The 20,906-nt window shown below is 64.1% G+C and carries 20 protein-coding genes; 12 read left to right on the forward strand and 8 right to left on the reverse strand.

What is annotated here, in order from left to right:
- Window positions 1-8: 8 nt before the first annotated feature.
- The 3 genes from purH to M3465_RS03750 all read right to left on the reverse strand — a co-directional run bounded on the left by purH (window position 9) and on the right by M3465_RS03750 (window position 4,726).
- On the reverse strand, window positions 9-1,598 hold the full coding sequence (gene purH / locus M3465_RS03740; protein WP_249500354.1) for a bifunctional phosphoribosylaminoimidazolecarboxamide formyltransferase/IMP cyclohydrolase: 1,590 nt from the start codon (window positions 1,596-1,598) through the stop codon (window positions 9-11).
- A 20-nt stretch (window positions 1,599-1,618) separates the two neighbouring features.
- The gene (locus M3465_RS03745; protein ID WP_249500355.1) at window positions 1,619-3,370 is read right to left on the reverse strand and encodes a heparinase II/III family protein; all 1,752 of its coding nucleotides are present in this window, start codon (window positions 3,368-3,370) and stop codon (window positions 1,619-1,621) included.
- Between the two features lie 96 nt (window positions 3,371-3,466).
- On the reverse strand, window positions 3,467-4,726 hold the full coding sequence (locus tag M3465_RS03750) for an RsmB/NOP family class I SAM-dependent RNA methyltransferase (RefSeq protein WP_249500356.1): 1,260 nt from the start codon (window positions 4,724-4,726) through the stop codon (window positions 3,467-3,469).
- Between the two features lie 78 nt (window positions 4,727-4,804).
- Here M3465_RS03750 and M3465_RS03755 point away from each other — a divergent pair, with 78 nt between their 5' ends.
- Entirely contained in the window at window positions 4,805-4,987 is a 183-nt protein-coding gene (locus M3465_RS03755) for a DUF1674 domain-containing protein (RefSeq protein ID WP_249500357.1), read from the forward strand.
- A gap of 3 nt (window positions 4,988-4,990) precedes the next feature.
- Here M3465_RS03755 and M3465_RS03760 read toward each other — a convergent pair whose 3' ends face one another.
- Together M3465_RS03760 and dapB are read right to left on the reverse strand one after the other, a co-directional pair.
- The gene (locus tag M3465_RS03760) at window positions 4,991-5,344 is read right to left on the reverse strand and encodes a dihydrodipicolinate reductase (RefSeq protein WP_249500358.1); all 354 of its coding nucleotides are present in this window, start codon (window positions 5,342-5,344) and stop codon (window positions 4,991-4,993) included.
- 59 nt (window positions 5,345-5,403) lie between these two features.
- Window positions 5,404-6,222: a 4-hydroxy-tetrahydrodipicolinate reductase gene (dapB, locus tag M3465_RS03765; protein ID WP_249500359.1), complete on the reverse strand. Its 819-nt coding sequence runs from the start codon at window positions 6,220-6,222 to the stop codon at window positions 5,404-5,406.
- 84 nt (window positions 6,223-6,306) lie between these two features.
- Between dapB and rbfA the strand changes: the two genes are divergently transcribed.
- From rbfA to M3465_RS03785, 4 genes are read left to right on the forward strand one after another with little or no spacing between them, the layout of a single operon-like run.
- Window positions 6,307-6,702, forward strand: a complete 396-nt coding sequence (gene rbfA / locus M3465_RS03770) for a 30S ribosome-binding factor RbfA (protein ID WP_249500360.1) — start codon at window positions 6,307-6,309, stop codon at window positions 6,700-6,702.
- Complete coding sequence (locus tag M3465_RS03775; protein WP_502846095.1) at window positions 6,689-7,438, forward strand: phosphodiester glycosidase family protein; 750 nt, start codon at window positions 6,689-6,691, stop codon at window positions 7,436-7,438. The genes rbfA and M3465_RS03775 overlap by 14 nt, the downstream gene beginning before the upstream one ends.
- A 59-nt stretch (window positions 7,439-7,497) precedes the next feature.
- Window positions 7,498-8,844 carry a TldD/PmbA family protein gene (locus M3465_RS03780; RefSeq protein ID WP_249500362.1) on the forward strand — a complete coding sequence of 449 codons (1,347 nt, stop codon included), beginning with the start codon at window positions 7,498-7,500 and terminating at the stop codon, window positions 8,842-8,844.
- Between the two features lie 10 nt (window positions 8,845-8,854).
- Window positions 8,855-9,613, forward strand: a complete 759-nt coding sequence (locus M3465_RS03785; RefSeq protein ID WP_349305028.1) for a 3'(2'),5'-bisphosphate nucleotidase CysQ — start codon at window positions 8,855-8,857, stop codon at window positions 9,611-9,613.
- Between the two features lie 11 nt (window positions 9,614-9,624).
- Here M3465_RS03785 and M3465_RS03790 read toward each other — a convergent pair whose 3' ends face one another.
- Together M3465_RS03790 and M3465_RS03795 are read right to left on the reverse strand one after the other, a co-directional pair.
- Window positions 9,625-10,329, reverse strand: a complete 705-nt coding sequence (locus M3465_RS03790; protein WP_249500364.1) for a winged helix-turn-helix domain-containing protein — start codon at window positions 10,327-10,329, stop codon at window positions 9,625-9,627.
- A complete protein-coding gene (locus M3465_RS03795) occupies window positions 10,301-10,582 on the reverse strand; it encodes a hypothetical protein (RefSeq protein WP_249500365.1) in 282 nt (93 codons plus the stop codon). Before M3465_RS03795 ends, M3465_RS03790 begins: the two co-directional genes overlap by 29 nt.
- Window positions 10,583-10,718: 136 nt before the next feature.
- Between M3465_RS03795 and M3465_RS03800 the strand changes: the two genes are divergently transcribed.
- The 3 genes from M3465_RS03800 (at window position 10,719) to M3465_RS03810 (ending at window position 17,174) form a co-directional block, all read left to right on the forward strand.
- Window positions 10,719-11,195: a hypothetical protein gene (locus M3465_RS03800; protein WP_249500366.1), complete on the forward strand. Its 477-nt coding sequence runs from the start codon at window positions 10,719-10,721 to the stop codon at window positions 11,193-11,195.
- A gap of 146 nt (window positions 11,196-11,341) precedes the next feature.
- Window positions 11,342-13,090 (forward strand): autotransporter assembly complex protein TamA, encoded by a 1,749-nt coding sequence (locus M3465_RS03805; protein ID WP_249500367.1) that lies wholly within the window; start codon window positions 11,342-11,344, stop codon window positions 13,088-13,090.
- A 1-nt stretch (window position 13,091) separates the two neighbouring features.
- Entirely contained in the window at window positions 13,092-17,174 is a 4,083-nt protein-coding gene (locus M3465_RS03810; protein WP_249500368.1) for a translocation/assembly module TamB domain-containing protein, read from the forward strand.
- On the opposite strand, the gene M3465_RS03815 is transcribed toward M3465_RS03810, so the two are convergent.
- Window positions 17,168-18,109 (reverse strand): zinc ABC transporter substrate-binding protein, encoded by a 942-nt coding sequence (locus M3465_RS03815; RefSeq protein ID WP_249500369.1) that lies wholly within the window; start codon window positions 18,107-18,109, stop codon window positions 17,168-17,170. The two genes, M3465_RS03810 and M3465_RS03815, sit on opposite strands and share 7 nt — an antisense overlap.
- An 85-nt stretch (window positions 18,110-18,194) precedes the next feature.
- Between M3465_RS03815 and M3465_RS03820 the strand changes: the two genes are divergently transcribed.
- The 4 genes from M3465_RS03820 to rimP all read left to right on the forward strand — a co-directional run bounded on the left by M3465_RS03820 (window position 18,195) and on the right by rimP (window position 20,905).
- A complete protein-coding gene (locus M3465_RS03820) occupies window positions 18,195-18,671 on the forward strand; it encodes a Fur family transcriptional regulator (RefSeq protein WP_249500370.1) in 477 nt (158 codons plus the stop codon).
- Complete coding sequence (znuC, locus tag M3465_RS03825) at window positions 18,668-19,399, forward strand: zinc ABC transporter ATP-binding protein ZnuC (protein ID WP_249500371.1); 732 nt, start codon at window positions 18,668-18,670, stop codon at window positions 19,397-19,399. Before M3465_RS03820 ends, znuC begins: the two co-directional genes overlap by 4 nt.
- A complete protein-coding gene (locus M3465_RS03830; protein WP_249500372.1) occupies window positions 19,396-20,202 on the forward strand; it encodes an iron chelate uptake ABC transporter family permease subunit in 807 nt (268 codons plus the stop codon). The genes znuC and M3465_RS03830 overlap by 4 nt, the downstream gene beginning before the upstream one ends.
- A gap of 133 nt (window positions 20,203-20,335) precedes the next feature.
- Entirely contained in the window at window positions 20,336-20,905 is a 570-nt protein-coding gene (rimP, locus tag M3465_RS03835; protein WP_249500373.1) for a ribosome maturation factor RimP, read from the forward strand.
- Window position 20,906: the final 1 nt, after the last annotated feature.

Genomic DNA, 20,906 nt, shown 5'->3' on the forward strand with positions numbered 1-20,906 from the left:
GCGCCGTTTCAGTGCCGGAAATGACGCATCCCGGTAAACACCATCGCCAGACCGGCCTCGTCGGCAGCGGCGATCACCTCCTCATCGCGCATCGAGCCGCCCGGCTGGATCACGCTCGTCGCACCGGCGGCGGCCGCTTCCATCAGCCCGTCGGCGAAGGGAAAGAACGCATCCGAAGCCACGGCGCTGCCGCGCGTGAGCGGCTCGGGCAGGCCCAGCGCCTCGGCCATGCGTTCGGCCTTGCGCGCGGCGATCATCGCGGAATCCAGCCGGCTCATCTGGCCCGCGCCGACGCCGACGGTCGCGCGATCCTTGGCATAGACAATTGCGTTGGATTTCACGTGCTTGGCGACCGTCCAGGCGAACATCAGGTCGCGCATCTCATCCTCGGTCGGGGCGCGTTCGGTCACGACTTTCAGATCAGTCTGTTCGACCCGCCCGCTGTCGAAATTCTGCACCAGGAAACCGCCCGACACCTGTTTCCAGCCCAGTCGCGGCTCTGCTGTATTGGCGATGCCCGGCGCTTGCAAAAGGCGCAGGTTCGGCTTGCTGGCAAAGATGTCCTTGGCTGCCTGATCGACCCCGGCGGCGATGACGACCTCGGTGAATGTCTCGATGATCGCCTCGGCGGTTTCGCCGTCGAGCGTCGAGTTGAACGCGACGATCCCGCCAAAGGCCGATGTGCGGTCGCAATCGACCGCGCGGCGATAGGCGTCGATCAGGCGGGCGCCGGTCGCAACGCCGCAGGGATTGGCGTGCTTCACGATAACGCAGGCCGCCCCGTCGCGCGGCAGGAATTCGGAAACCAGCTCGAAGGCGGCATCGGTATCGTTGATGTTGTTGTAGCTCAAATCCTTGCCCTGGATCTGCCAGGAGGCGGCAACGCCGGGGCGGCCCGATCCGTCGCGGTAGAAGGCGGCGGCCTGATGGGAATTCTCGCCATAGCGCAAGGGCTGCGCGAGCGTGCCGGAAAAGACGCGGCGGCGCGGGGTGGGCTCTTCGATGGCTTCGGCCATCCATGTGCTGACTGCGGCGTCATAGGCGCCGGTGCGCGCATAGGCGTTTTGCGCCATGCGGCGGCGGAACCCCAGCGATGTGCGGCCGTCGTTCTGCTCCAACTCAGCCAGCAAGGCGTCGTAATCCTCGGTATCGACAACGACCGTCACGAAGGCATGGTTCTTGGCAGCCGCGCGGATCATCGCGGGCCCGCCAATATCGATATTCTCGATGCAGGTGTCGTAATCCGCGCCCTTGGCGACCGTTTCCTCGAACGGGTAAAGGTTCACGATCAGAAGATCGATCGCCTTGATGTCATGCTGGAACATCGCCGCGACGTGATCGTCATTGTCGCGCTGCGCCAGAAGCGCGCCATGCACCATCGGATGCAGCGTCTTGACGCGCCCGTCCATCATCTCGGGAAACTTCGTCACCTCGGCCACATCCGTCACCGCGATATCGGCATCGCGCAGCGCCTGCGCCGTGCCCCCTGTCGAGAGAATCTCGATATCCCGCGCAACAAGCGCCCTGGCAAGATCGACGAGCCCCGTCTTGTCGGAAACGGACAGCAGCGCGCGGCGGATTGGGGTTGTGTTTGGCATGACGGCAAGGATCCCGAAGTTCAGTTCATCACATCCGCGTCGTCCTGAACCAGATCCCGCACCGCGATTGCAGTGTCCTGGGCCTTGGCCAAAGACCAGCGAACGCGCGTCGCATACTCCATTGCGCGGCCGGATAAAACGATCTGTTTCGTCGCGCGGGGGCGCAAGCGGCCTTTTTCCAGATAAACCGACGCTTCGAGCCGCAATTCGCACCCGGCGGCATCGAGGCGGAACACCCAGATCTCGCCGCTGCGGAGCGCCATCGAAACGGCAGCGCCGTTCATGTCGATATCGGCATCGACCTCGGGGTGAAGGTGAAAGCGGATGTCGAAGGGAACGCCCGCAAGCCGGCTTCCATCCAACTTTTCGTTAAAACGCGCCTTGTCGGCCGCGCTCAGCGCGACGAGCAGATCCTCCCCGACCATGCCGCGCCCGTCGAAGGTGAGTTCGAGAATGCGCGCATGGGTGAACCCGTGCGTGCGCAGATAGCCGTCATGCCCGCCTTCGAAGCGCATGCCATCGCTCATGCGGGAGATTTCCGTCGGCACGCCCCTTGGCACATCCTCCAGCAATTCACGCTCGACCGGCCCGACCCGCGATCGCTCGCCAAGCCGCGCGCTGGAAAACCCGTCAAGGCAAAGCGTCGAATGGGAGGGCGTGGCCCGCCCCGCTCGACGCCAATCCTCGCCGAAACTCGCGCCCGATCCGCAATTCACAATCAACGGCCTGCGCCCTGATGTCAGCTCGAAGGCAAGCGTGCTGGCATGGGCGTTGAAGCTCGCAAGCCCGGTAGGCGGCGCTGCAGCGTCGATCACGATGCTGGTGCGCCCGCCGGACAGCCGCGCATATCCCATCGCCAGATCCTGCGCACGCTGCGCCTTGACCCCGGAGGCCGCGAGCGCCGTATCGAGCCGCCCGTCAGCGCCGCGCCCGCCACCGTGAAACCGCGCCAGCCCGCCATCGGCATGGCGCAGTGCGCGCAGCGTCGGAACGATCCGCCCGATGGCCTCCAGATGGGTCATCTCGGGCGTTCGCCCCGCATCGTGCAAGGCATCGCGCGCCCATATCAGCAGCGTGCAGACTTCCATGAGCTCTTCGGGATTGCGGGTCGGGATGCCGCCCGCCTCGGTGATCTGCCGCGCACATTCAAGGCCAAGCGCCCGGATCGCCGGATCGGCCTGCGACTCCATCCCCTGCAGAGACAACCCCGCCGAAATCAACCCCGTCAGCGCCTCGAAGCGCGGCAGACCGGGCGTCGAGCTGTGCCAGCGCCGATTGAGAAAAATCGTCTGCTGCGCAATCGAGCGGAAGAACGCGCGCGACTGATCGGGCGTGCAGCCCCCCAGAACGAAGATGGCATGATGCAGCCACCGCATCACGCGCCGCCCGGCCAGTTCCGGCGTCCATCCCGGCCCCGTGCCGTTGCCGTATCGCGCTATCCACGCGAAAAGCCATGCCTGCGCGATGCGGCGCGTCTCCGGCTCTCCGACACTGGCCATATCGTCGAGCCAGGCGAAACCGTGTATCTCCTCGACGAAGGCATCGTCGGGCGGGGAGATATCCCAGATGATCGCCCCCGGAGCTTCGACCAGATGGCCGGCGAACAGAAGGTTCCCCGCCGTCAACTGGCGGCCCCGCGCGAACGAACCCACCGTGCGCGGCTCTGGTTGGCTGACAAAGGCGGTGGCCGGTTTCGCACGCGCCGCGAGCCGTGCGTGAACACGGTTCAGCAAACGGGCCCGCGCCCGCTTCGCGGCGTCTAGTCGAAACATCTGCTCTGCCCCTCGCCCATTGTTTCGCGAGCGTTCTTTTGGCGCGATAATAGCGGTTCGGCGGCGTTCCGTCACGCGGCAATCTTCCGCCGGCGGTCAACCGCCCTTGCGTTGCACAAGCGCCATGAAGAACCCATCCATGCCGCCGATATCCGGCCAATAGTCGGGCCGGAGGCGAACGCCGCCGCCGGGACCGATCCATTCGGGGTCGAGCCCCGCGAAGTCAGGCGGCAGGATCTCCAGATCATCCGATTGCCGCAGCAGCCATTCGATCTGATCCTCGCCTTCTTCGCGCAGAAGGCTGCATGTGCAATAGACCATTCGCCCGTACGGTTTGAGCCTCCGAACCGTGCGGTTCAGCAGATTGCGCTGCAACGCGACCAGATCGTCGATGCTGGTCTGCGTCTTGACGTAAGGAAGATCGGGATGGCGCCGTATCGTGCCCGTCGCCGTGCAGGGCGCGTCGAGCAGGATCGCATCGAACTGCCCTTCCAAAGGATATGTCAGCGCGTCCGCGACAACGACCTCGGCGCTCAACCCGGTGCGCGACAGGTTCTCGGACAACCGCTTCATCCGCGCTTCCGAAATATCGAGCGAAGTTACATGCGCCCCCGCCGCCGCAAGCTGCATGGTCTTGCCCCCCGGCGCCGCGCAGATATCGAGAACGCTTTGCCCGGCGACATCGCCCAAAAGCTGCGCCGGCATCGCCGCCGCGGCGTCCTGCACCCACCATTCGCCCGCCGAGAACCCCTCGAGCGCGGAAATCTGACCGCCGGCCGGCAACCTGACTGAGCCTGTCGGGAGCACGGTTCCGCCCAGCGTCTTTGCCCAGCCTTCGGCATCACTCTTGACCGTCAGATCGACAGGCGGCGGCACCGCGTGCGCCCTTTCGACGGCGACGACCGCAGGCTTGCCCCACGCCTTCACCAGTTTCGGGCGCAGCCATTTCGGCAGCATTGTATCGGGTGCCTTCTGCCAAGCGTCTTCACCCAGTGCCGCGATCTTGCGCAGAACGGCGTTCACCAGCCCTTTCATCGGAGCGGTCTTGCGGTTGCGCCCGGCCAGTTTCACCGCGTCGTTGACCACCCCATGCGCCGCTCCGCCGGTCATCAACTCGGCCGTGGCCATGCGCAACAGGTTCATTACCCTGAGCGGCGGCTGGCGCTGCAGATGCGGCTTGAGAAGGTGATCCGCGCGCCCGAGATAGCGCAACGTTTCTACCATCAGCCTCTGAGCTGTCGCGCGTTCGGACGGAGTAAATTCCTGCCAGCCCGGATCGGCCACGACATCCGACAGCATACGACCTTCTCCGATGATCTGGCTGAGACCGTCGAGCGCAGCAAGGCGGGGAGACATGGCGGTTCCTTTCGGCTGAAGGGCTTGTCCGGGGCCGGACCGCGCGTATATCAAAGACATGCGAGAGGAAAGACCGCAATGAGCAACGACCCAGCCAAGCCCCTCCCCGAAGCCGCTAAACGCGCCCTTGCCGAAGCCGAAGCGCGCCGCAAGGAGATTGACAGGAAGGCACAACTGCCCACCGAACTCGGCGGCCGGGACGGGCCTGAGCCGGTGCGCTATGGCGATTGGGAAAAGGGCGGGCTGGCTATCGACTTCTGACCGTCAGCGAAGCCGGAACTCGGCAGTATCGCCAGCGCCCCTATCGGCGGTGAACCTGATGCGCGCTCCGTCGGAGCGGACCTCCTGACAATTGTATCCCAGGTTGTCGCCACCCCAATTCAGATCGCGGCAGAAATAGCCGTTTTTCCAGGACCACGAGCCCGACACATCCCAAACCGCACCGCGCCCCGCGATGCGTCCATCCGGGCTGACCCGCAAACTTACAAGCGGACGGGACAGGGTCTTGCCCTGCACCAGCGACGTGAAGACCGATTTGTCGTCAATTCGTTGCATATCAGCCATCGCGGTCACGGGGGCCGCCAGAAGACCGAGCAGAATTGCGTATCGTGTAACCATGCGATCCTCCGAACCACCTGCCCAGACATACGCTGTAGGGGGCGAATTGGATCACTTCGTCACGGGTCGGCGAGGTTCAGCACGTCGAGCATGTCATATTCGCCGGGAACCTTGCCCTGCCCCCAAAGCGCGGCCTTGAGCGCGCCCCTGGCGAAAAGGGCGCGATCGCTCGCGACATGACGAAGAACGATCCGTTCCCCTTGCCCGGCGAAGATCACGTCATGTTCGCCGACGATATCGCCGCCGCGCACCGCGCTGAACCCGATATCGCCGCGCCGACGCGCGCCGGTCATCCCGCCGCGACCGCTGTCGGAGACCTCGCGCAGATCGACGCCCCGCCCGTCTGCCGCCGCCGCACCGAGCATCAGGGCCGTGCCGGAGGGCGCGTCGACCTTCTGATTGTGATGGTATTCGACCACCTCGATATCGAAATCCGCATCGAGCGCCGCGGCGACCTTGCGTGTCAACACGGTCAAGAGATTGACGCCAAGGCTCATGTTCCCGGCGCGCACGACGACGGCATGGCGCGCCGCGGCCTTGATCTTGGCCAGATCATCCTCCGAAAAGCCGGTCGTGCCGATCACATGCACCGCGCGGGCCTGCGCGGCGAGTTCGGCATAGGCGACGCTCGCGGATGGCGCCGTGAAATCGACGATCGCATGCGCCCGCGCAAAACAATCGAGCGGATCATCGGCGACAAGCACGCCCTGCGCCGCGCCGCCCATGGCGGTTCCGATATCCCGGCCGATCCAGCCATGACCCTCTCGCTCGACCGCGCCGGCAAGGAAAAGCCGTGGGTGCCTGGCGATTTCCGCAACCAGCATCTGCCCCATCCGGCCGGACACTCCTGTCACGACAACCCCGATCTCTTCGCTCATGCTCCGCTCCATGACTGGATTTTCGCCTCAATACCCGCGCTGCGGGCGGTTGGCAAAGCCCGGCGAACGGCTTATGTGCCGGGTATGGCAAAAAACCGATTTCAAAGCGCAGACGGCCCCAGCACCCGCCAACTTCGTGTGGGCGAGCTGATCCGGCGAACGCTCGCCGATGTGCTCGCGCGCGGGGACATCCATGACCCCGATCTCAACCGCTACTCGATCACCGTCGGCGAGGTTCGCACCTCGCCGGATCTCAAGGTAGCCACGGCCTATGTCGTGCCGCTCGGCGGCAAGGGGCAGGACGATGTTCTCGACCTGCTGCACCGCAACCGGAGCGAGCTGCGCCGCGCGGTGGCCAAGAACCTGACGCTGAAATTCTCGCCGGAGCTTCGCTTCCGGCTCGATGAGACCTTTGACCGGATGGACGATACCCGCCGCATGTTCGATCAAGACAACGTGCGCCGAGATGTGGAAAACTAGAGCGCTCCTCTTGAGCTTGCTGGCCGCGCTTCCGGTCGCCGTCGCGGCGGAGGTTCCCTGCGAGGCGCGGCAGTTCGAAGGGCTGCGGTATAGTGCATGCCGGGTCGATCCCCGCACCGACGATCTTCGGCTTTTTCTCGACGATGCGAGCGGGGAGCGTTTCGGCCAGTTCTCGGCAATCGATCGGGCGCTCGCGGAAGAGGGGCAGCGGCTCGCTTTCGCCATGAATGGCGGGATGTATCACGACGATCGCGCTCCGGTAGGGCACTATGTCGAAGACGGACAGGAGGTCATGCGGGTGATCCCCAATGCCGGTCCGGGGAATTTCGGCCTTCTGCCGAACGGTGTGTTCTGCATTCGCGACGATCGCGCCGATGTCATCGAAACACGCGCTTTTGCCGCAGAACGCCCCGATTGCCGCTATGCCACGCAATCCGGTCCGATGCTCGTGATCGACGGTGAACTGCATCCCCGCTTTCTGCCGGACAGCACATCGCGCTATATCCGCAACGGCGTGGGGACATCCGGCGACGGCACAAGCGCGGTTTTCGTCATTTCCGATCAGGCTGTGACGTTTCATGAATTCGGTCGCATCTTCCGGGACGATCTGAACCTGCCCCAGGCGCTGTTCCTGGACGGCAATATCTCGCGGCTCCATGCGCCCGGGCTCAACCGGTCCGATTTCGGACGCTGGCTCGGCCCGATTGTCGGCGTGGTCGAACCTTTGCCGCGCTAGCACGGTTGCGGCGGTGCCCGCGCCGCTCTACCTCTGGCTCGCAGCCTTCCGGAGAAACCATGACACATTCGCTCGACCATCTCACGCAAAGCCTGTTGCGGCAGGCAGCCAAGGCCGGCGCCGATGCCGCCGATGTTCTGGCGGTGCGCGGCAGCTCGATGACAGTCGATGTGCGCAGCGGCACGCTGGAGCAAGCGGAACGGTCCGAAGGCACCGATATCGGGCTGCGCGTGTTCATCGGGCAGAGGGTCGCGAATGTCTCCTCTTCCGATCTGCGCAAGGAAAGTCTGCAAGCGATGGCGGAGCGCGCCGTCGCGATGGCGAGGGAGGCGCCGGACGATCCCTTCGTCGGGATCGCCGCGCCCGATCAGCTTTCCGAGATACGCGATGCGAATGATCTTGAGTTGCACGACCCCGCGCCGGAACCTGCAATATCCGAGCTGGAAGACGACGCCCGCCGCCTGGAGGCCGCCGCGCTTGACGTCGCGGGCATCACGCAGGTTTCGGCGGCAACCGCAGGCTACGGGTGGCAGGATATTCACCTTGCGACAACGAGCGGGTTTTCCGGCGGCTACAGGCGATCGTCGCGGCACCGATCCTGCGTCGCGATCGCGGGCAGCGGCACCGCCATGGAGCGCGATCACGACGCGGATCAACGCATCTTTCAGGATGATTTGCGCACTCCCGAAGAGATCGGCCGAACGGCGGCCGAACGCGCGACCGAGCGCATGAATCCGCGCAAGCCGAAAACGGGCGCCTACCCGGTGCTTTTCGACGAACGTGTCTCGCAATCTTTGATCGGTCATTTGCTGAGCGCGATCAACGGTGTGGCGATTGCGCGGCGGTCGTCCTGGGCGCTCGATCTCATGGGGGCAGAGGTGTTGCCGAAGAGCCTGACGCTGACGGAAGACCCCCACCGGCGGCGTGTGAGCGGATCGCGTCCGTTCGATGCCGAAGGGCTTGAAACACAGGCGCGCGATATCGTCAGGAACGGTGTGCTCACCGGCTGGACGCTCGATCTGGCCACCGCGCGCAAGCTTGGCCAGACATCCACCGCCAATGCCGTGCGCGGCACCTCCGGCGGGCCGACGCCGGGGGTGTCCAATGTGGTGCTGAGCGCAGGCGACCAAAGCCGCGATGAATTGATCGCGGCGATGGGCACGGGGCTTGTCGTGACGTCGATGATCGGATCGACCATCAACGCCAATACCGGCGATTATTCTCGCGGCGCGGCTGGCTTCTGGGTCGAGAATGGTGAGATCCGCTATCCGGTGAGCGGTGTCACGATTGCCGGGAACCTGCGCGACATGCTCAGGACGGCGATCCCTGCAAATGATGCGCGCCCCTGGCTCAGCCGCGTGGTGCCATCGCTGCTTGTCGAAGGGTTGACCCTTGCCGGGGAGTGACCTTCGCCTCTTGCTGGATGCCGCTGAACTGGCGGCGGGCATCGCCCTGCGGGAAAAGGCGCGCGGGCTGGAGATCGAACAAAAACCCGGAGGCGCCGGGCCGGTGACGCAGGCCGATATTGCAGTGGACCGCGCGCTGCACGATTTTTTGCGAGCGGAGCGGTCGGAATATGGCTGGCTCAGCGAGGAGATCGAGGACGATCCCGGACGTATGGCGGCGCGGCGGGTCTTTGTCATAGACCCGATAGATGGCACCCGTAGCTTTATAAACGGTGAACGGATTTGGGCCCATTCGCTGGCAATTATCGAAAATGGTATCGTTATTGCCGGCGTCGTTCATCTTCCGGAAATGAACCTGCTCTATTCTGCCGAAACATCGAAAGGGGCGTTTTGCAATGATGCGCAGCTTCGTGTTTCAGATGATGTATCCTTGGGTAATGCGCGCGTGCTGGCCACGCGTGCGAATATGGATGCCGCACATTGGAGAGAGGGTGCTCCCGGTTTCAAACGGTCGCATCGCCCCTCGCTGGCATATCGCCTGTGCTTGGTGGCACAAGGGCGCTATGACGCGATGTTGACGCTCAGGCCGACCTGGGAATGGGATATCGCGGCAGGATCTTTGATCCTGTCCGAAGCGGGTGCGACGGTGACGGATCGTGGCGGCAAGCCATTGCGGTTCAACAACCGGTCCGCGCAAACCGAAGGGCTCATCGGAGCGGGAAAACGCCTTCACGGGCGCATCGCAAACCGCCTTGTTTATCGCTCTTAGGCGGTGCGCTCTCAAAGAACCTCGATCACGTCCTTGTCGATGGCCAGCATGTATCCCCGCCGCGCGATGTTCTTGATCAGCAATTCGCTGACAAGCTGGTTGCCGAGCCCATCGCGCAGCCGTTTGATGCGGGTCGCCCCGGCCGCCTCATCGCATTCGCTCTCGGTGCGACCGGAGATCATCGCCTCGATCTGTGCACCCGAGAGAAGTTCGTCGTCGAGCCGGGCTTCGGCGAGGATCGACAGCGTCTCCATCATCGCATCGGTCAGGCGAAAGCCCATCGTGTTAAGATAGACCGTGTTTTCCTCGCGGCTGACGATCAGCGAATTGACCTGAATGCCGGAGCGTTCGATCTGAACCATGCGGCGGTTGAGAACCGTCAGCATGACCAGAAAGATGAGCGCGGCAATCAGCATGGCGGCGGCGAAAATCAGAAGGACGAAGATCGTGGTGCGATAGCCGGCGAGCGTATCCGAAAACGCAGTTCCCGATTGCGCGAGGATTTCCAGCAGCTTGATCTCGGCTTGCGACGTCAGATCGTCATTGGCCACGAAAATCTGCTCGACCCGTTCATTGAACGCGTTCGCGTCCGGCAGGGTGAAGATCAGCAGCGCCCCGGAGACGACCAGAAGCGCCACGATGGAGACAAGGCCAAACACTACGATCCGCGTTCCGGATCGGCGGGCTTCAGTAACGGAGGAAATTCGGTCCGGCACTCTCTTTCCTTTCGGCAAGCCCGTCATCCCCGAAAACCGAAACGACATTGAGCAGCGTCCAGCCCGCGCGGCCGAGCCGTTCGTTCAGTTGTTTCGCGGCCGATTCCACGTCACATGGCGTGTCGATTTCGGCCACGCCGTAATGAAGCCGCAAGGGCTTGTCTTGCTTGGCCTTGTAGTCGGCATAACAGGCGGCCTGGGCGGCTGGCGCCAACAGGCAGGCGAAAATCAGGGGGGTGAGTATACGAACCATGTCCTGAAACTGCGCAGTCCGGCCGTGAAACGCAATAACGCATAGGCTGTTATCCGATAACCGTGCCGCGTTATTGCGTGGCGGAGGCTCGGCGCCGGACGATGAAGCCCCGTCACCAAGCAAAGGGATCAAGCCCATGTCACGCAAATTCATCGCCGCCGCTCTCATCGTTTCGACCGCCATCGCCGGTTTCTCCGCCACGCCCGCAAAGGCCGCCTCGGAAGAGGACATCGCGCGGATATTGGGTGCGGCGGCCACGGTCTTCATTCTCGGCAAGGCAATTCAGAATACACGTGACGACCGCGACAAGGATCGGCGAAAGAAAGCGAAGCATCGGTATCGGTATGAGGATCGCGCGCTGCCGAAAGTCGTTCCGCGCCATAGACATCAGAACCATCGTATCGCACCGCTGCCACGGAAATGCGTGCGGCGGATCGAAGGCGGCCATGTCGCGCGCGTGGCAATGGCGGGATGCCTCAAACGCAACTACCGCAGCGCCCGCGCCTTGCCGCGACACTGCAGGATGCGCGTCGAAACCCGGCGCGGTCCCAAGCGCGCCTATGCCCTGCCTTGCCTGCGCCAGAGCGGTTATCGGATCGAGCGCAGCAGGTAAAACGTGCAGGGCGCAATTGTGATCGTGCGGGCACGGAACCCGTTTGCCCCAAGGATTGTTCGACTGTTAAACAGATAAGAGCAACGACAAGGGACCCCGGGCAAATGAGCAGGCTGTTTCGCGCTTTTCTATGCGCGTGTTCGATCATGGCCCCATTGGCGGGCGCGGCACAGGATCTCGATCTTGATATCAGCGGTGGCGGCGATGAGCTGCGCAGCGAATTGAAGGACGCGATGTCCCTTGTCGAGTTGCTCGATCAGGATAATCCGACACCGCAATCGCTTCTGGCCGCCGCTCAGGCCGATTACAGCCGCATCGTCACGGCGCTCTATACCGTCGGCCGCTTCGGTCCGGTCGTTTCGATCAAGGTCGATGGTCGGGAAGCCGCGCAAATGTCGCCCTTCGAGGCACCTGCGAGGATCGAGAAAATTCATGTTGTCGTCGATCCGGGCCCGCGCTTTCGCTTCGGACGGGCCGAGATCGGGCCACTCGCGCAGGGCACGGAGATCCCGGATACGTTTCGCGCCGGCGCGCGCGCCGGGACGGCGCCCATTCGCAACGCCGTGGATGCCGGGATCACCGGCTGGCGCGAGATCGGCCATGCCAAAGCCGAGCTTGAAAGCCAGCAGATTACCGCGCTCCATCCCGAGCGGAAGCTGAATGTGCGTCTCACACTCGAGCCCGGGGCGCGGCTGCGCTTTGGCGATATCGTCGTGACGGGAAATGACGCGGTTCGCCGCACGCGGATTCGCGAAATCGCGGGCATTCCGCAAGGCACGGTGTTCGACCCGGATGAGATCCGCGAAGCGGAACGGCGTTTGCGCGAAACCGGCGTGTTCAGTTCGGTCGCCATCTCCGAGGCGGATCGGCCCGATCCGGACGGAACGCTCGATCTTGCGCTCCAGGTGGCGGAGCAGAAGCCGCGCCGGTTTGGCTTCGGTGCCGAACTGTCAACTCAGGAAGGCGGCAAGCTCAGCGCATTCTGGCTACACCGAAACCTGTTCGGCGGGGCCGAACGGCTCCGCGTCGAAGGCGAGGTCGGCGGAATCGGTCAGGACGATGAGGATCTGGATTACTCGCTCGATGTGACCTACGGACGCCCCGCGACCTTCACGCCGGATACGGATTTCTACCTGACCGCCGGGATCGAACGGCTCAACGAGCCCGGATTCACCAGCAATCAGGCCAGCATAGGTGCCGGGCTCTCGCATCGGTTTTCTGATCGACTGAAGGGAACGTTCGGGCTCGGCTATCGCTACTCGGAAACAGAGGACGCGTTTGGAGATCGTGAGTTTTCGCTTTTCACCGCCACGCTGAGCGCGACCTACGATACGCGGGACAACGTCCTGAACCCGACCGAAGGTTTCTACCTTTCGGCCACTGGCACGCCGTTTCTGGGGTTGGACGATACCGAAAGCGGCTTTCGCCTGACCTCTGATGCGCGCGCCTATCTCGGCCTTGGCGAAGAGGACCGTTTCGTGCTGGCCGGGCGGGCGCAGATCGGCACGATCTGGGGGCCGAGCCTGTCAGAAACCGTGCCGGATTACCTCTTTTATTCTGGCGGCGGCGGCACCGTTCGGGGGCAGCCCTATCAATCGCTTGGCGTCGATCTGCCGTCCGGGGATTTCACCGGCGGGCAGAGTTTCGCGGCCGTGTCGGCCGAATTGCGCGCGAGGGTCGGTGAAAAGATCGGTCTCGTTGGGTTTTACGATGCCGGGATGGTCACCGAAGACAGCAGCTTTTCCGGCGATAGCGACTGGCACGCCGGCGCGGGGGTCGGCCTGCGCTACGATACCGGGATCGGGCCGATCCGCGTCGATGTGGCAACGCCGGCGACCGGCGATGACGCGGGCCAGGCGGTGGAACTTTATATCGGCATAGGGCAGGCATTCTGACATGCGTTTCATTCTGATATTTCTCGCGCTGTTCTGGTTGCCCGTGGCGGCCGTCGCACAGGAGGACGATGACGGTCCGGGCTATCTCGCTGGTTTGTTGCAGGACGCGCTGTCCGGTGCCGGGCGCGATGTGCGGATTCGGGGTTTCGAGGGCGCGCTGTCGAGTGAGGCGACGATTGCCCTGCTCGCGATCTCTGACGAGGAGGGCGAATGGTTCCGGGCCGAGGATATCGTGCTGGACTGGAACCGCTCGGCGCTGCTGCGCGGGCGCGTCGAGGTCACGGCCTTCACCGCGCAAAGCGTGACCATTTCCCGCGCACCGCAGGCCGGCCCTGACCTGCCCGAGCCCGAAGCCACACCGTTCACCATTCCGGATCTTCCCGTCTCGGTCGAGATCGGACGCATCGGGGTGAATTCGCTTGTTCTGGGCGAGCCGCTGCTTGGCGAGCGCGCCGAATTTTCCGTGGAAGGATCGGCGAGCCTTGCCGATGGCGGGGCCGATATCGCCTTCGTTCTGAACCGCGAAGACGGAAAGGATGCCACCATCGAGCTTGCGGCAAGCTACGACCCGGACACGCGGCAGCTTTCGGTCGATCTCGATGCACAGGAGGCGGCGGGAGGCATCGCCGCGGAAATGCTGGGCATTCCCGGCGAGCCGTCCGTATCCCTGACGGTGCAGGGCGCTGGCGAGGTCGAGGATTTCGAGGCCGAGATCGCGCTCGCCACCGACGGTGCGCCGCGCATCACCGGAACAGTGGCGATCATGTCGCCGGCCGAGCGGGATGGCTGGGATCTGCGGGTGGATATCAGCGGCGATCCGACGCCGCTCGTCACCGACGATGTGCGCGATTTCTTCGGCACGGATATCGCACTGAAGGCACAGGTTTCGCGCGATGCCTCCGGGCAAACGGAGTTGCCGCAATTCGAACTGAGCGCCAGGGCGCTGACGCTGGAAGGAAGCGCCGTGATCGGCGCCGATGGCTGGCCGGTGTCGCTGGATGCGACCGGACGCTTGGCCAACCCCGAGGGCGGGCCGGTGACACTGCCCTTCGGCGGGGGCGATACGCAGGTGGCCTCCGTGACCTTCGATGCGCAGATCGACGACGACCTGCGCTTTGATGCGAAACTCGACGATCTGCGCAGCCCCTCGGCAACGCTGGGTGCGGTGACGATCTCCGGGCGCGGCGCGCTGGATCGCGACACGCTATCCGATGGCGGTGCCTTCGAGCTCGACCTGACCTGGGACGCGAGCGATCTCGCGCTCGCCGATCCCGCGCTGGCAGACGCCGTTGGCACGGACCTCAGCGGTTCGGCGCGGATCGATTACCAGAGCGGCAGCCCGGTGCAGATCACCAATCTGCGAGCCGACGGAGAGGATTTCGGGCTGAGCGGTTCGGCCAGTTGGAACAGCGCCGAGACGATTCCGCTCGGGCTCGATCTGCGTCTTGTTGCCGAACGGCTGGACCGGTTTTCGGCCTTGGCCGGGCGCGATCTGGGCGGCCGGGCGGAGGTGAGCATCGAAGGTGACGTTGCGCCGATCTCGGGCATGGCCGATCTGGTGGTCGATGGAACGACCGTCGATCTTTCCATCGGGCAGGATCTGGTTGACGGCCTGTTGAGCGGTGTCGGAACGGCGCGGCTCAACATGCGGCGGGACGAGACGGGAACCACCCTTCGGGAAGCGCGCATTGCCACGCCGGCCGCCCGGATCGACGCGAAGGGAGACATCACCAGCGAGTCGACATCGCTTCAGTTCGATGGCGAGATCAAGGATCTGAGCCGCGCCTTTCCCGGCGAGGCGGCAGGTTCGGCAACGCTGGACGGGTCCGTTGAACTGTCGGGCACGGTGCTGAACAGTGCAGAGGTGACAGCCGATATCTCCAACGCGTCCGGCGATGTGCGCCTTCCGGTCGCGGGCGGCCTGACGCTGGACGGCGCGCAGCTCCGGCTGAGCGCGCGCGGCGGGGCTGATGGGTCGTGGCAAGCGACGGTCCGCGCCGCCGATCTGCAATCTGAACAGGTGAGCGCTGCGTCACTCGCGGTCGAAGGCAACGGCCAGTTGCGTCAGAGCGAGGACAGCCCGCTTGAGGCAGTCAGCGGGACATTGACCGCATCGGCCAGCGGCCTGCGCCTTGCCGATCCGCGAATTTCCCAAGCCATCGGGCGCGATCCGAAAGCACAGATGCGGTTCGACTGGCAGCAAGGTGCACAGCGCCTTTCGCTCGACTCCTTCTCGCTGGAGGCTGGTGCCGTATCGGCCAACGGAACTGCAACAGTGACGGAGCCGTTCACGGCGCCTGCGGTCGAATTCTCGGTGAATGCCGAAGCCGGCAGTCTCGCCCCGCTGTCGGCGCTCACCGGCCAATCGCTTCGCGGGTCGGCGACGATCTCGGCAAGCGGCACCTACGCATCCGGCGGAGGTTTCGACATCACCGCGGACGGCCAGGCCAATTCTCTCGGGATCGGCAATCCGATCGTGGATCGCCTTTTCGCCGGGACAACCCGGTTCGACCTCGCGGCGACCGGCGCAAACGGCGCGTTGGAGAGCCTGAACGCATCCGTCGCGAACAACGAGATCAACGCGCAGGTGAGCGGGACGCTGGACGATCTGGATATCGATGCACGGCTCAGGAATGTCGGCCTGATCGCGCCTGACTTCCAGGGCGCCTTGCGCGTCGACGGGTCGGTGCAACGGCGCGGCGGTGCTTACCGCGTCGATGTCGATGTCGATGGGCCGGGCGGCACGACATTGGGTATTGCCGGTCAGGTCACGAATGCGCAAAGCGCGAATTTGCGGATCAACGGAACCGCGCCGCTCGGGCTGGCCAATGCCTTCATTGAGCCGCGCCGCCTGAACGGGCAAGCGCGGATCGATCTGACGCTGTCCGGGCCCCTTGGGCTGGGCAGCCTGTCGGGCACGATCACCCCGGTCAACGCACAGGCCAGCGCGCCGACGCTGGGGATCATCCTGAACCCGATCAGCGGGCAGATCCGCCTGCAGAACGGCGCGGCGCAGGTCAATCTGACCGCCCAAGGCAATAATGGCGGATCGGTCGCGGTCGATGGCCGGCTGGGGCTGGACACGCTCACCGCGAACCTGACGGCCACGCTCGATCGCTTCGGCGTGCGCGACGTGGAACTTTACGACACCAGCGTCGATGGCAACGTGAACATCACCGGAACCATCGGGCAGAACCTGCTCATTTCCGGCGACTTGCGGCTGAACGAGACGGAAATCCAGGTGCCGAGCACGGGCATCACCGCGCTCAGCGACATTCCCCCGATCGATCACATCGGCGCAACGCGCCCGGTGATGAGGACGATCGAACGCGCCGATCTGGACAGCGCGGATCGCACCGGGGCGAATGGTGAGTCGTCGCAATCGTCAACGCGGCTCGATCTGACATTACGTGCGCCGGGGCAGGTCTTCGTGCGCGGGCGCGGGCTCGATGCAGAACTGGCGGGCGAATTGCGGCTGACTGGCACGACTGCGAATATAATACCACAAGGCGGGTTCGAACTCGTGCGCGGGCGACTGGATATCCTGAACCAGCGGTTCACGCTGGACGAAGGGCGCGTGCAGATGAGCGGAAGTTTCAACCCGATTCTGCGTTTCGTCGCCTCGACCCGGACAGATGGCGGCGTGCAGGTGCGCATCATCCTGGACGGCCCGGCATCCTCGCCGGATATTACCTTTTCCTCAACGCCGGAACTGCCCGAAGACGAGGTGCTCGCGCAGCTTCTTTTCGGGCGTGATCTGTCCAACCTGTCGGCGCTTCAGGCGCTTGAGCTTGCCAATGCCGTTGCCACGCTCGCCGGTCGCAGCTCGGGCGGCATTCTGTCGAACCTGCGCGAAGGGTTCGGGTTGGACGATCTGGATGTCTCGCAATCCGAAGATGGCGGAACGGCGGTGCGCGCGGGCAAGTATATCTCGGACAATGTCTATTCCGATGTCGTCGTGGAAAGCGGCGGCCGAACCGAGATCAACCTCAACCTCGATGTAACCGACGAAATCACCGCGCGCGGCAGCGTCGACAACGAAGGCGGCTCCTCCATCGGCATCTTCTTCGAACGCGATTACTGAAGGCAGGTGCGGAACCGCTCCGCCATGTCGAGAATAAGCGCTGGATAAAGCGCGGCGCCCGGATCAAGGGCAGCGCCGAGCGGGTCGAGTTCGGCGATGCGCGCATCGGTTCCGTCGATCACCGTTCGAACGAGCCGATCGCTGAACTGCGGTTCGGAGAAAACGCAAACCACGCCCTGCTCGCGGATCTCTTCTCGGATTCGCGCGATGCGCGACGGGCCGGGCGGGACGGCATCGCCTAGTGCGAGCGCGCCGATGGCGCGGAGGCCGAAGCCGTGTTCGAAATATTGGTAGGCGTCATGGAAAACGACGAAGGGCCAATCCTGCACCGGCGCGAGCATAGCTTGCGCGGTATCAGCGGCATCCGCGATCATTGCAGCGCCTCTGGCGGCGTTTGCCTCGTAAGCGCGGGCATTGGCCGGGTCCATCTTTGACAGGACGCGCGCGATATGGGTCAGCCACTGGCGCGCGTTTGCAGGATCGAGCCAGGCATGCGGATCCACACCGTCATGCGAGTGATCCTCGTCGGCATGGCCGTCATGCCCGTGGCCCGCATGGTCACCATGTTCGCCAGATGCGAATGCATTCGCCGCGCGGAAGGCATGACGACGCGTGTCCTCCAGATCAAGCAAGGCGAGCCGCTCTGCATCCCCGGCAAGCGCGCCGAGGGGATCGGTCAGCCACGGGGAAAGCTCTTTTCCGATCCAGACAACCAGATCGGCGTTCTGCAGCGACGCGGCGGCGGATGGGCGCATGGCGTTTGTATGCGGCCCCGCGCTCTGCTCGATCAGCAAATCGGGCGTGCCGATCCCGTCCATGACCATGGCGACAAGACTGTGAACAGGCGCGATATCGGCAACGACGCGAGGCACCTCCGCGCGCGCGCTTTGGGCGATTGCCAACGCGGCGAAGGCGATGAGAAAAATGCGCGGCATAGTCTGGCTCCCTGCGTTCGGCGTGTCAGGATGGGTTGCGGGGACTAATGTGATATTATAACAGTCGTGTCAAACGGAGAATGTCATGTCGACGATCGGATTTTCGGAACACGATCACGCCTCCTGCATCGCCCGAGCGGTTCGGGACGTCGAAGCGAGGTGCGAAGAGGCGCGTCTGCAGCTTACGCCCGTGCGTCGGCGCGTGCTGGAGATCCTGCTTGACGGGCATCGCGCCATGGGAGCCTACGACATCCTGGATTTGCTGCGCCGCGAAGGACTTGGCTCGCAACCGCCGGTCGCCTATCGGGCGCTCGACTTTCTGGTCAAGCACGGCTTTGCCCACCGGATCGAGAAGCTCAATGCCTTTGTCGCCTGCACCCATCCGGGCGCGGATCATGCGCCTGCCTTCCTGATCTGCCGCGATTGCAGCGCGGTCGCCGAAGCGCACGAAGCCCGCGTTGCGCTTGACGAAAGCGCGCGGCAAAGCGGCTTTGCCGTCGAAAGCGCGGTGATCGAACTCGAAGGGCTTTGCCCCTTGTGCCAGAACGGGGCGGGCGCATGAGCCTTGTCGAAGCGCAAGGCGTCAGCGTGCGAATTGGTGACACGCCGATCCTGTCGAACGTGTCGCTGACGATTGGCCGCGGTGAAATCGTCACCATCGTGGGCCCGAACGGTTCGGGCAAATCGACCTTGCTCAAGACCTTACTGGGCGCGATTGCCCCTAGTGCCGGGCAGATAAGACGAGCGAGCCGGTTGCGGGTCGGGTATGTGCCGCAAAAGCTGCATATCGACCCCACGCTTCCCTTGCCGGTCTCGCGCTTCCTGAGCCTGCCGGTTCCGGTGCCGAAAGCAACGGCCCTGAGCGCGCTTGAACGCACGGGTGTTGCCGGCCTGATCCACCGGCAGGTTGCCGATCTGTCGGGCGGGCAAATGCAACGCGTGCTGCTGGCGCGGGCGCTTCTGAACGATCCTCAACTTCTGGTGCTCGATGAGGCGACGCAGGGGCTCGATCAGGCGGGATCGGCGGCGTTCTATCGTCTGATCGAGGAATTGCGCAGCGAACTGGGCTGCGCCGTGCTGATGGTGAGCCATGAGTTGCATGTCGTGATGGCGGCAAGCGACCGGGTGATCTGCCTGAACGGTCATGTCTGTTGCGAAGGCGCGCCGGAGCATGTGGCGAGCGCGCCCGAATACCGCGCGCTTTTCGGCACCGGCACGCATGGCGCGCTTGCGCTTTATCGGCACGAGCACGATCACAGCCACGATCACGGCAGGAAGGCAGCGGAATGATCCTCGACAATTTCCTGTGGCGCGCGGCGCTGGCCGGGGTCGGTGTTGCGGTTGCCGCTGCACCTTTGGGGTGTTTCGTGGTCTGGCGGCGCATGGCCTATTTCGGGGACGCGACGGCACATGCCGCTATTCTGGGTGTCGCCTTGGCACTTTCCGCCGATTTGCCGGTCTTTCTCGGCGCGCTCGCGGTGGCGCTCGCCGTGGCTTGGACAGTCTCTTCGCTATCGGGGAGGAATGTGGCGGTCGATACGCTTCTCGGCGTGCTTGCTCATAGTGCGCTTGCCGTCGGTCTGGTCGCGGTGTCCTTTCTGGAAAACGTGCGCATCGATCTCATGGCCTTCCTGTTCGGGGATATCCTTGCCGTCGACCAATGGGACGTGCTCGTCATCTGGGGCGGCGCGGTGGCGGTGGCCGGGTTGCTGGCATGGCGCTGGTCCGCCTTGCTGACCGCGACGCTGAACGAGGATTTGGCCTATGCGTCGGGGATCGATCCGCAGCGGGAAAAACTGATCCTGACGCTGACGCTGGCGCTGGTGGTGGCGGTGTCGATCAAAGTGGTCGGTGTGCTATTGATCGGGGCGATGCTGATCGTTCCGCCAGCCGCCGCGCGGGTCTTTTCGAGAACCCCCGAGCAGATGGCGTTCATCGCAGGGGCAATCGGCATCGTCTCGGCGCTTGGCGGGCTCGCGGCGTCCTGGCACCTGGATACGCCGACGGGCCCGACCATCGTTACCGTTGCGGCGGCTCTCTTCGGGATTTGCACCCTGGCCGGCCCCGTTATCCGAGCCAGCCGGCGCGCATGACGAAAGCTCTTGCAGACTCGGCCCGGCCTCCGTATATGCACCTCAACAGCGGCGTGTTGGCTTCGGCCCGCACCCACCGAAACTAGCAACGGGCCGCGCGCCCGTTTTTTTGTGTTTGGAGTATAGCGAGACAATGTCCGACCTGATCGCCAAAGCGGCCATGGATCGCCGTCTGGCCGAAATCGTCACCCCCGTGATCGAGGATATGGGGTTCGAACTCGTGCGCCTGCGTCTGATGGGCGGCAAGACCGCCACGTTGCAAATCATGGCCGAGCGCCCGGAGGGCGGTATCGAAGTGGACGAATGCGCCGAGATCAGCACCGCCGTCAGCGCCACGCTCGATGTGGAAGATCCGATTCTGGATGCCTATACGCTCGAAGTGTCCTCGCCCGGAATCGACCGCCCGCTGACGCGGCTCAAGGATTTCGAGACCTTCGAGGGATACGAGGCCAAGATCGAAACCTCCGAGATGATCGACGGGCGCAAGCGCTTCAAGGGGGTTCTGGCCGGTGTCGAGGGCGATGAGGTGCTCATCAATATCGACGAAGGCACCGTGGGGCTGAAATTCGATTGGCTGGCCGATGCCAAGCTGGTGCTGACCGACGAGCTGATCAAGGAAATGCTCAAGGCGCGCAAGGCGCAGGGCTTTGACGAGACGAAATTTGACGACGTGATTGAGGGCTCCGGCCCCGAAGAGGAGTGAG

Source organism: Marivita sp. GX14005 (assembly GCF_023370775.1).
Classification (GTDB): Bacteria; Pseudomonadota; Alphaproteobacteria; order Rhodobacterales; family Rhodobacteraceae; genus Marivita.

What these genes read in the sequence shown, in the direction of transcription:
- purH (WP_249500354.1), bottom strand. Translation starts at nt 1,598, where the DNA reads ATGCCAAACACAACCCCAATCCGCCGCGCGCTGCTGTCCGTTTCCGAC.
- M3465_RS03745 (WP_249500355.1), bottom strand. Translation starts at nt 3,370, where the DNA reads ATGTTTCGACTAGACGCCGCGAAGCGGGCGCGGGCCCGTTTGCTGAAC.
- M3465_RS03750 (WP_249500356.1), bottom strand. Translation starts at nt 4,726, where the DNA reads ATGTCTCCCCGCCTTGCTGCGCTCGACGGTCTCAGCCAGATCATCGGA.
- M3465_RS03755 (WP_249500357.1), top strand. Translation starts at nt 4,805, where the DNA reads ATGAGCAACGACCCAGCCAAGCCCCTCCCCGAAGCCGCTAAACGCGCC.
- M3465_RS03760 (WP_249500358.1), bottom strand. Translation starts at nt 5,344, where the DNA reads ATGGTTACACGATACGCAATTCTGCTCGGTCTTCTGGCGGCCCCCGTG.
- dapB (WP_249500359.1), bottom strand. Translation starts at nt 6,222, where the DNA reads ATGAGCGAAGAGATCGGGGTTGTCGTGACAGGAGTGTCCGGCCGGATG.
- rbfA (WP_249500360.1), top strand. Translation starts at nt 6,307, where the DNA reads ATGGCAAAAAACCGATTTCAAAGCGCAGACGGCCCCAGCACCCGCCAA.
- M3465_RS03775 (WP_502846095.1), top strand. Translation starts at nt 6,689, where the DNA reads ATGTGGAAAACTAGAGCGCTCCTCTTGAGCTTGCTGGCCGCGCTTCCG.
- M3465_RS03780 (WP_249500362.1), top strand. Translation starts at nt 7,498, where the DNA reads ATGACACATTCGCTCGACCATCTCACGCAAAGCCTGTTGCGGCAGGCA.
- M3465_RS03795 (WP_249500365.1), bottom strand. Translation starts at nt 10,582, where the DNA reads ATGGTTCGTATACTCACCCCCCTGATTTTCGCCTGCCTGTTGGCGCCA.
- M3465_RS03800 (WP_249500366.1), top strand. Translation starts at nt 10,719, where the DNA reads ATGTCACGCAAATTCATCGCCGCCGCTCTCATCGTTTCGACCGCCATC.
- M3465_RS03805 (WP_249500367.1), top strand. Translation starts at nt 11,342, where the DNA reads ATGGCCCCATTGGCGGGCGCGGCACAGGATCTCGATCTTGATATCAGC.
- M3465_RS03810 (WP_249500368.1), top strand. Translation starts at nt 13,092, where the DNA reads ATGCGTTTCATTCTGATATTTCTCGCGCTGTTCTGGTTGCCCGTGGCG.
- M3465_RS03815 (WP_249500369.1), bottom strand. Translation starts at nt 18,109, where the DNA reads ATGCCGCGCATTTTTCTCATCGCCTTCGCCGCGTTGGCAATCGCCCAA.
- M3465_RS03820 (WP_249500370.1), top strand. Translation starts at nt 18,195, where the DNA reads ATGTCGACGATCGGATTTTCGGAACACGATCACGCCTCCTGCATCGCC.
- znuC (WP_249500371.1), top strand. Translation starts at nt 18,668, where the DNA reads ATGAGCCTTGTCGAAGCGCAAGGCGTCAGCGTGCGAATTGGTGACACG.
- M3465_RS03830 (WP_249500372.1), top strand. Translation starts at nt 19,396, where the DNA reads ATGATCCTCGACAATTTCCTGTGGCGCGCGGCGCTGGCCGGGGTCGGT.
- rimP (WP_249500373.1), top strand. Translation starts at nt 20,336, where the DNA reads ATGTCCGACCTGATCGCCAAAGCGGCCATGGATCGCCGTCTGGCCGAA.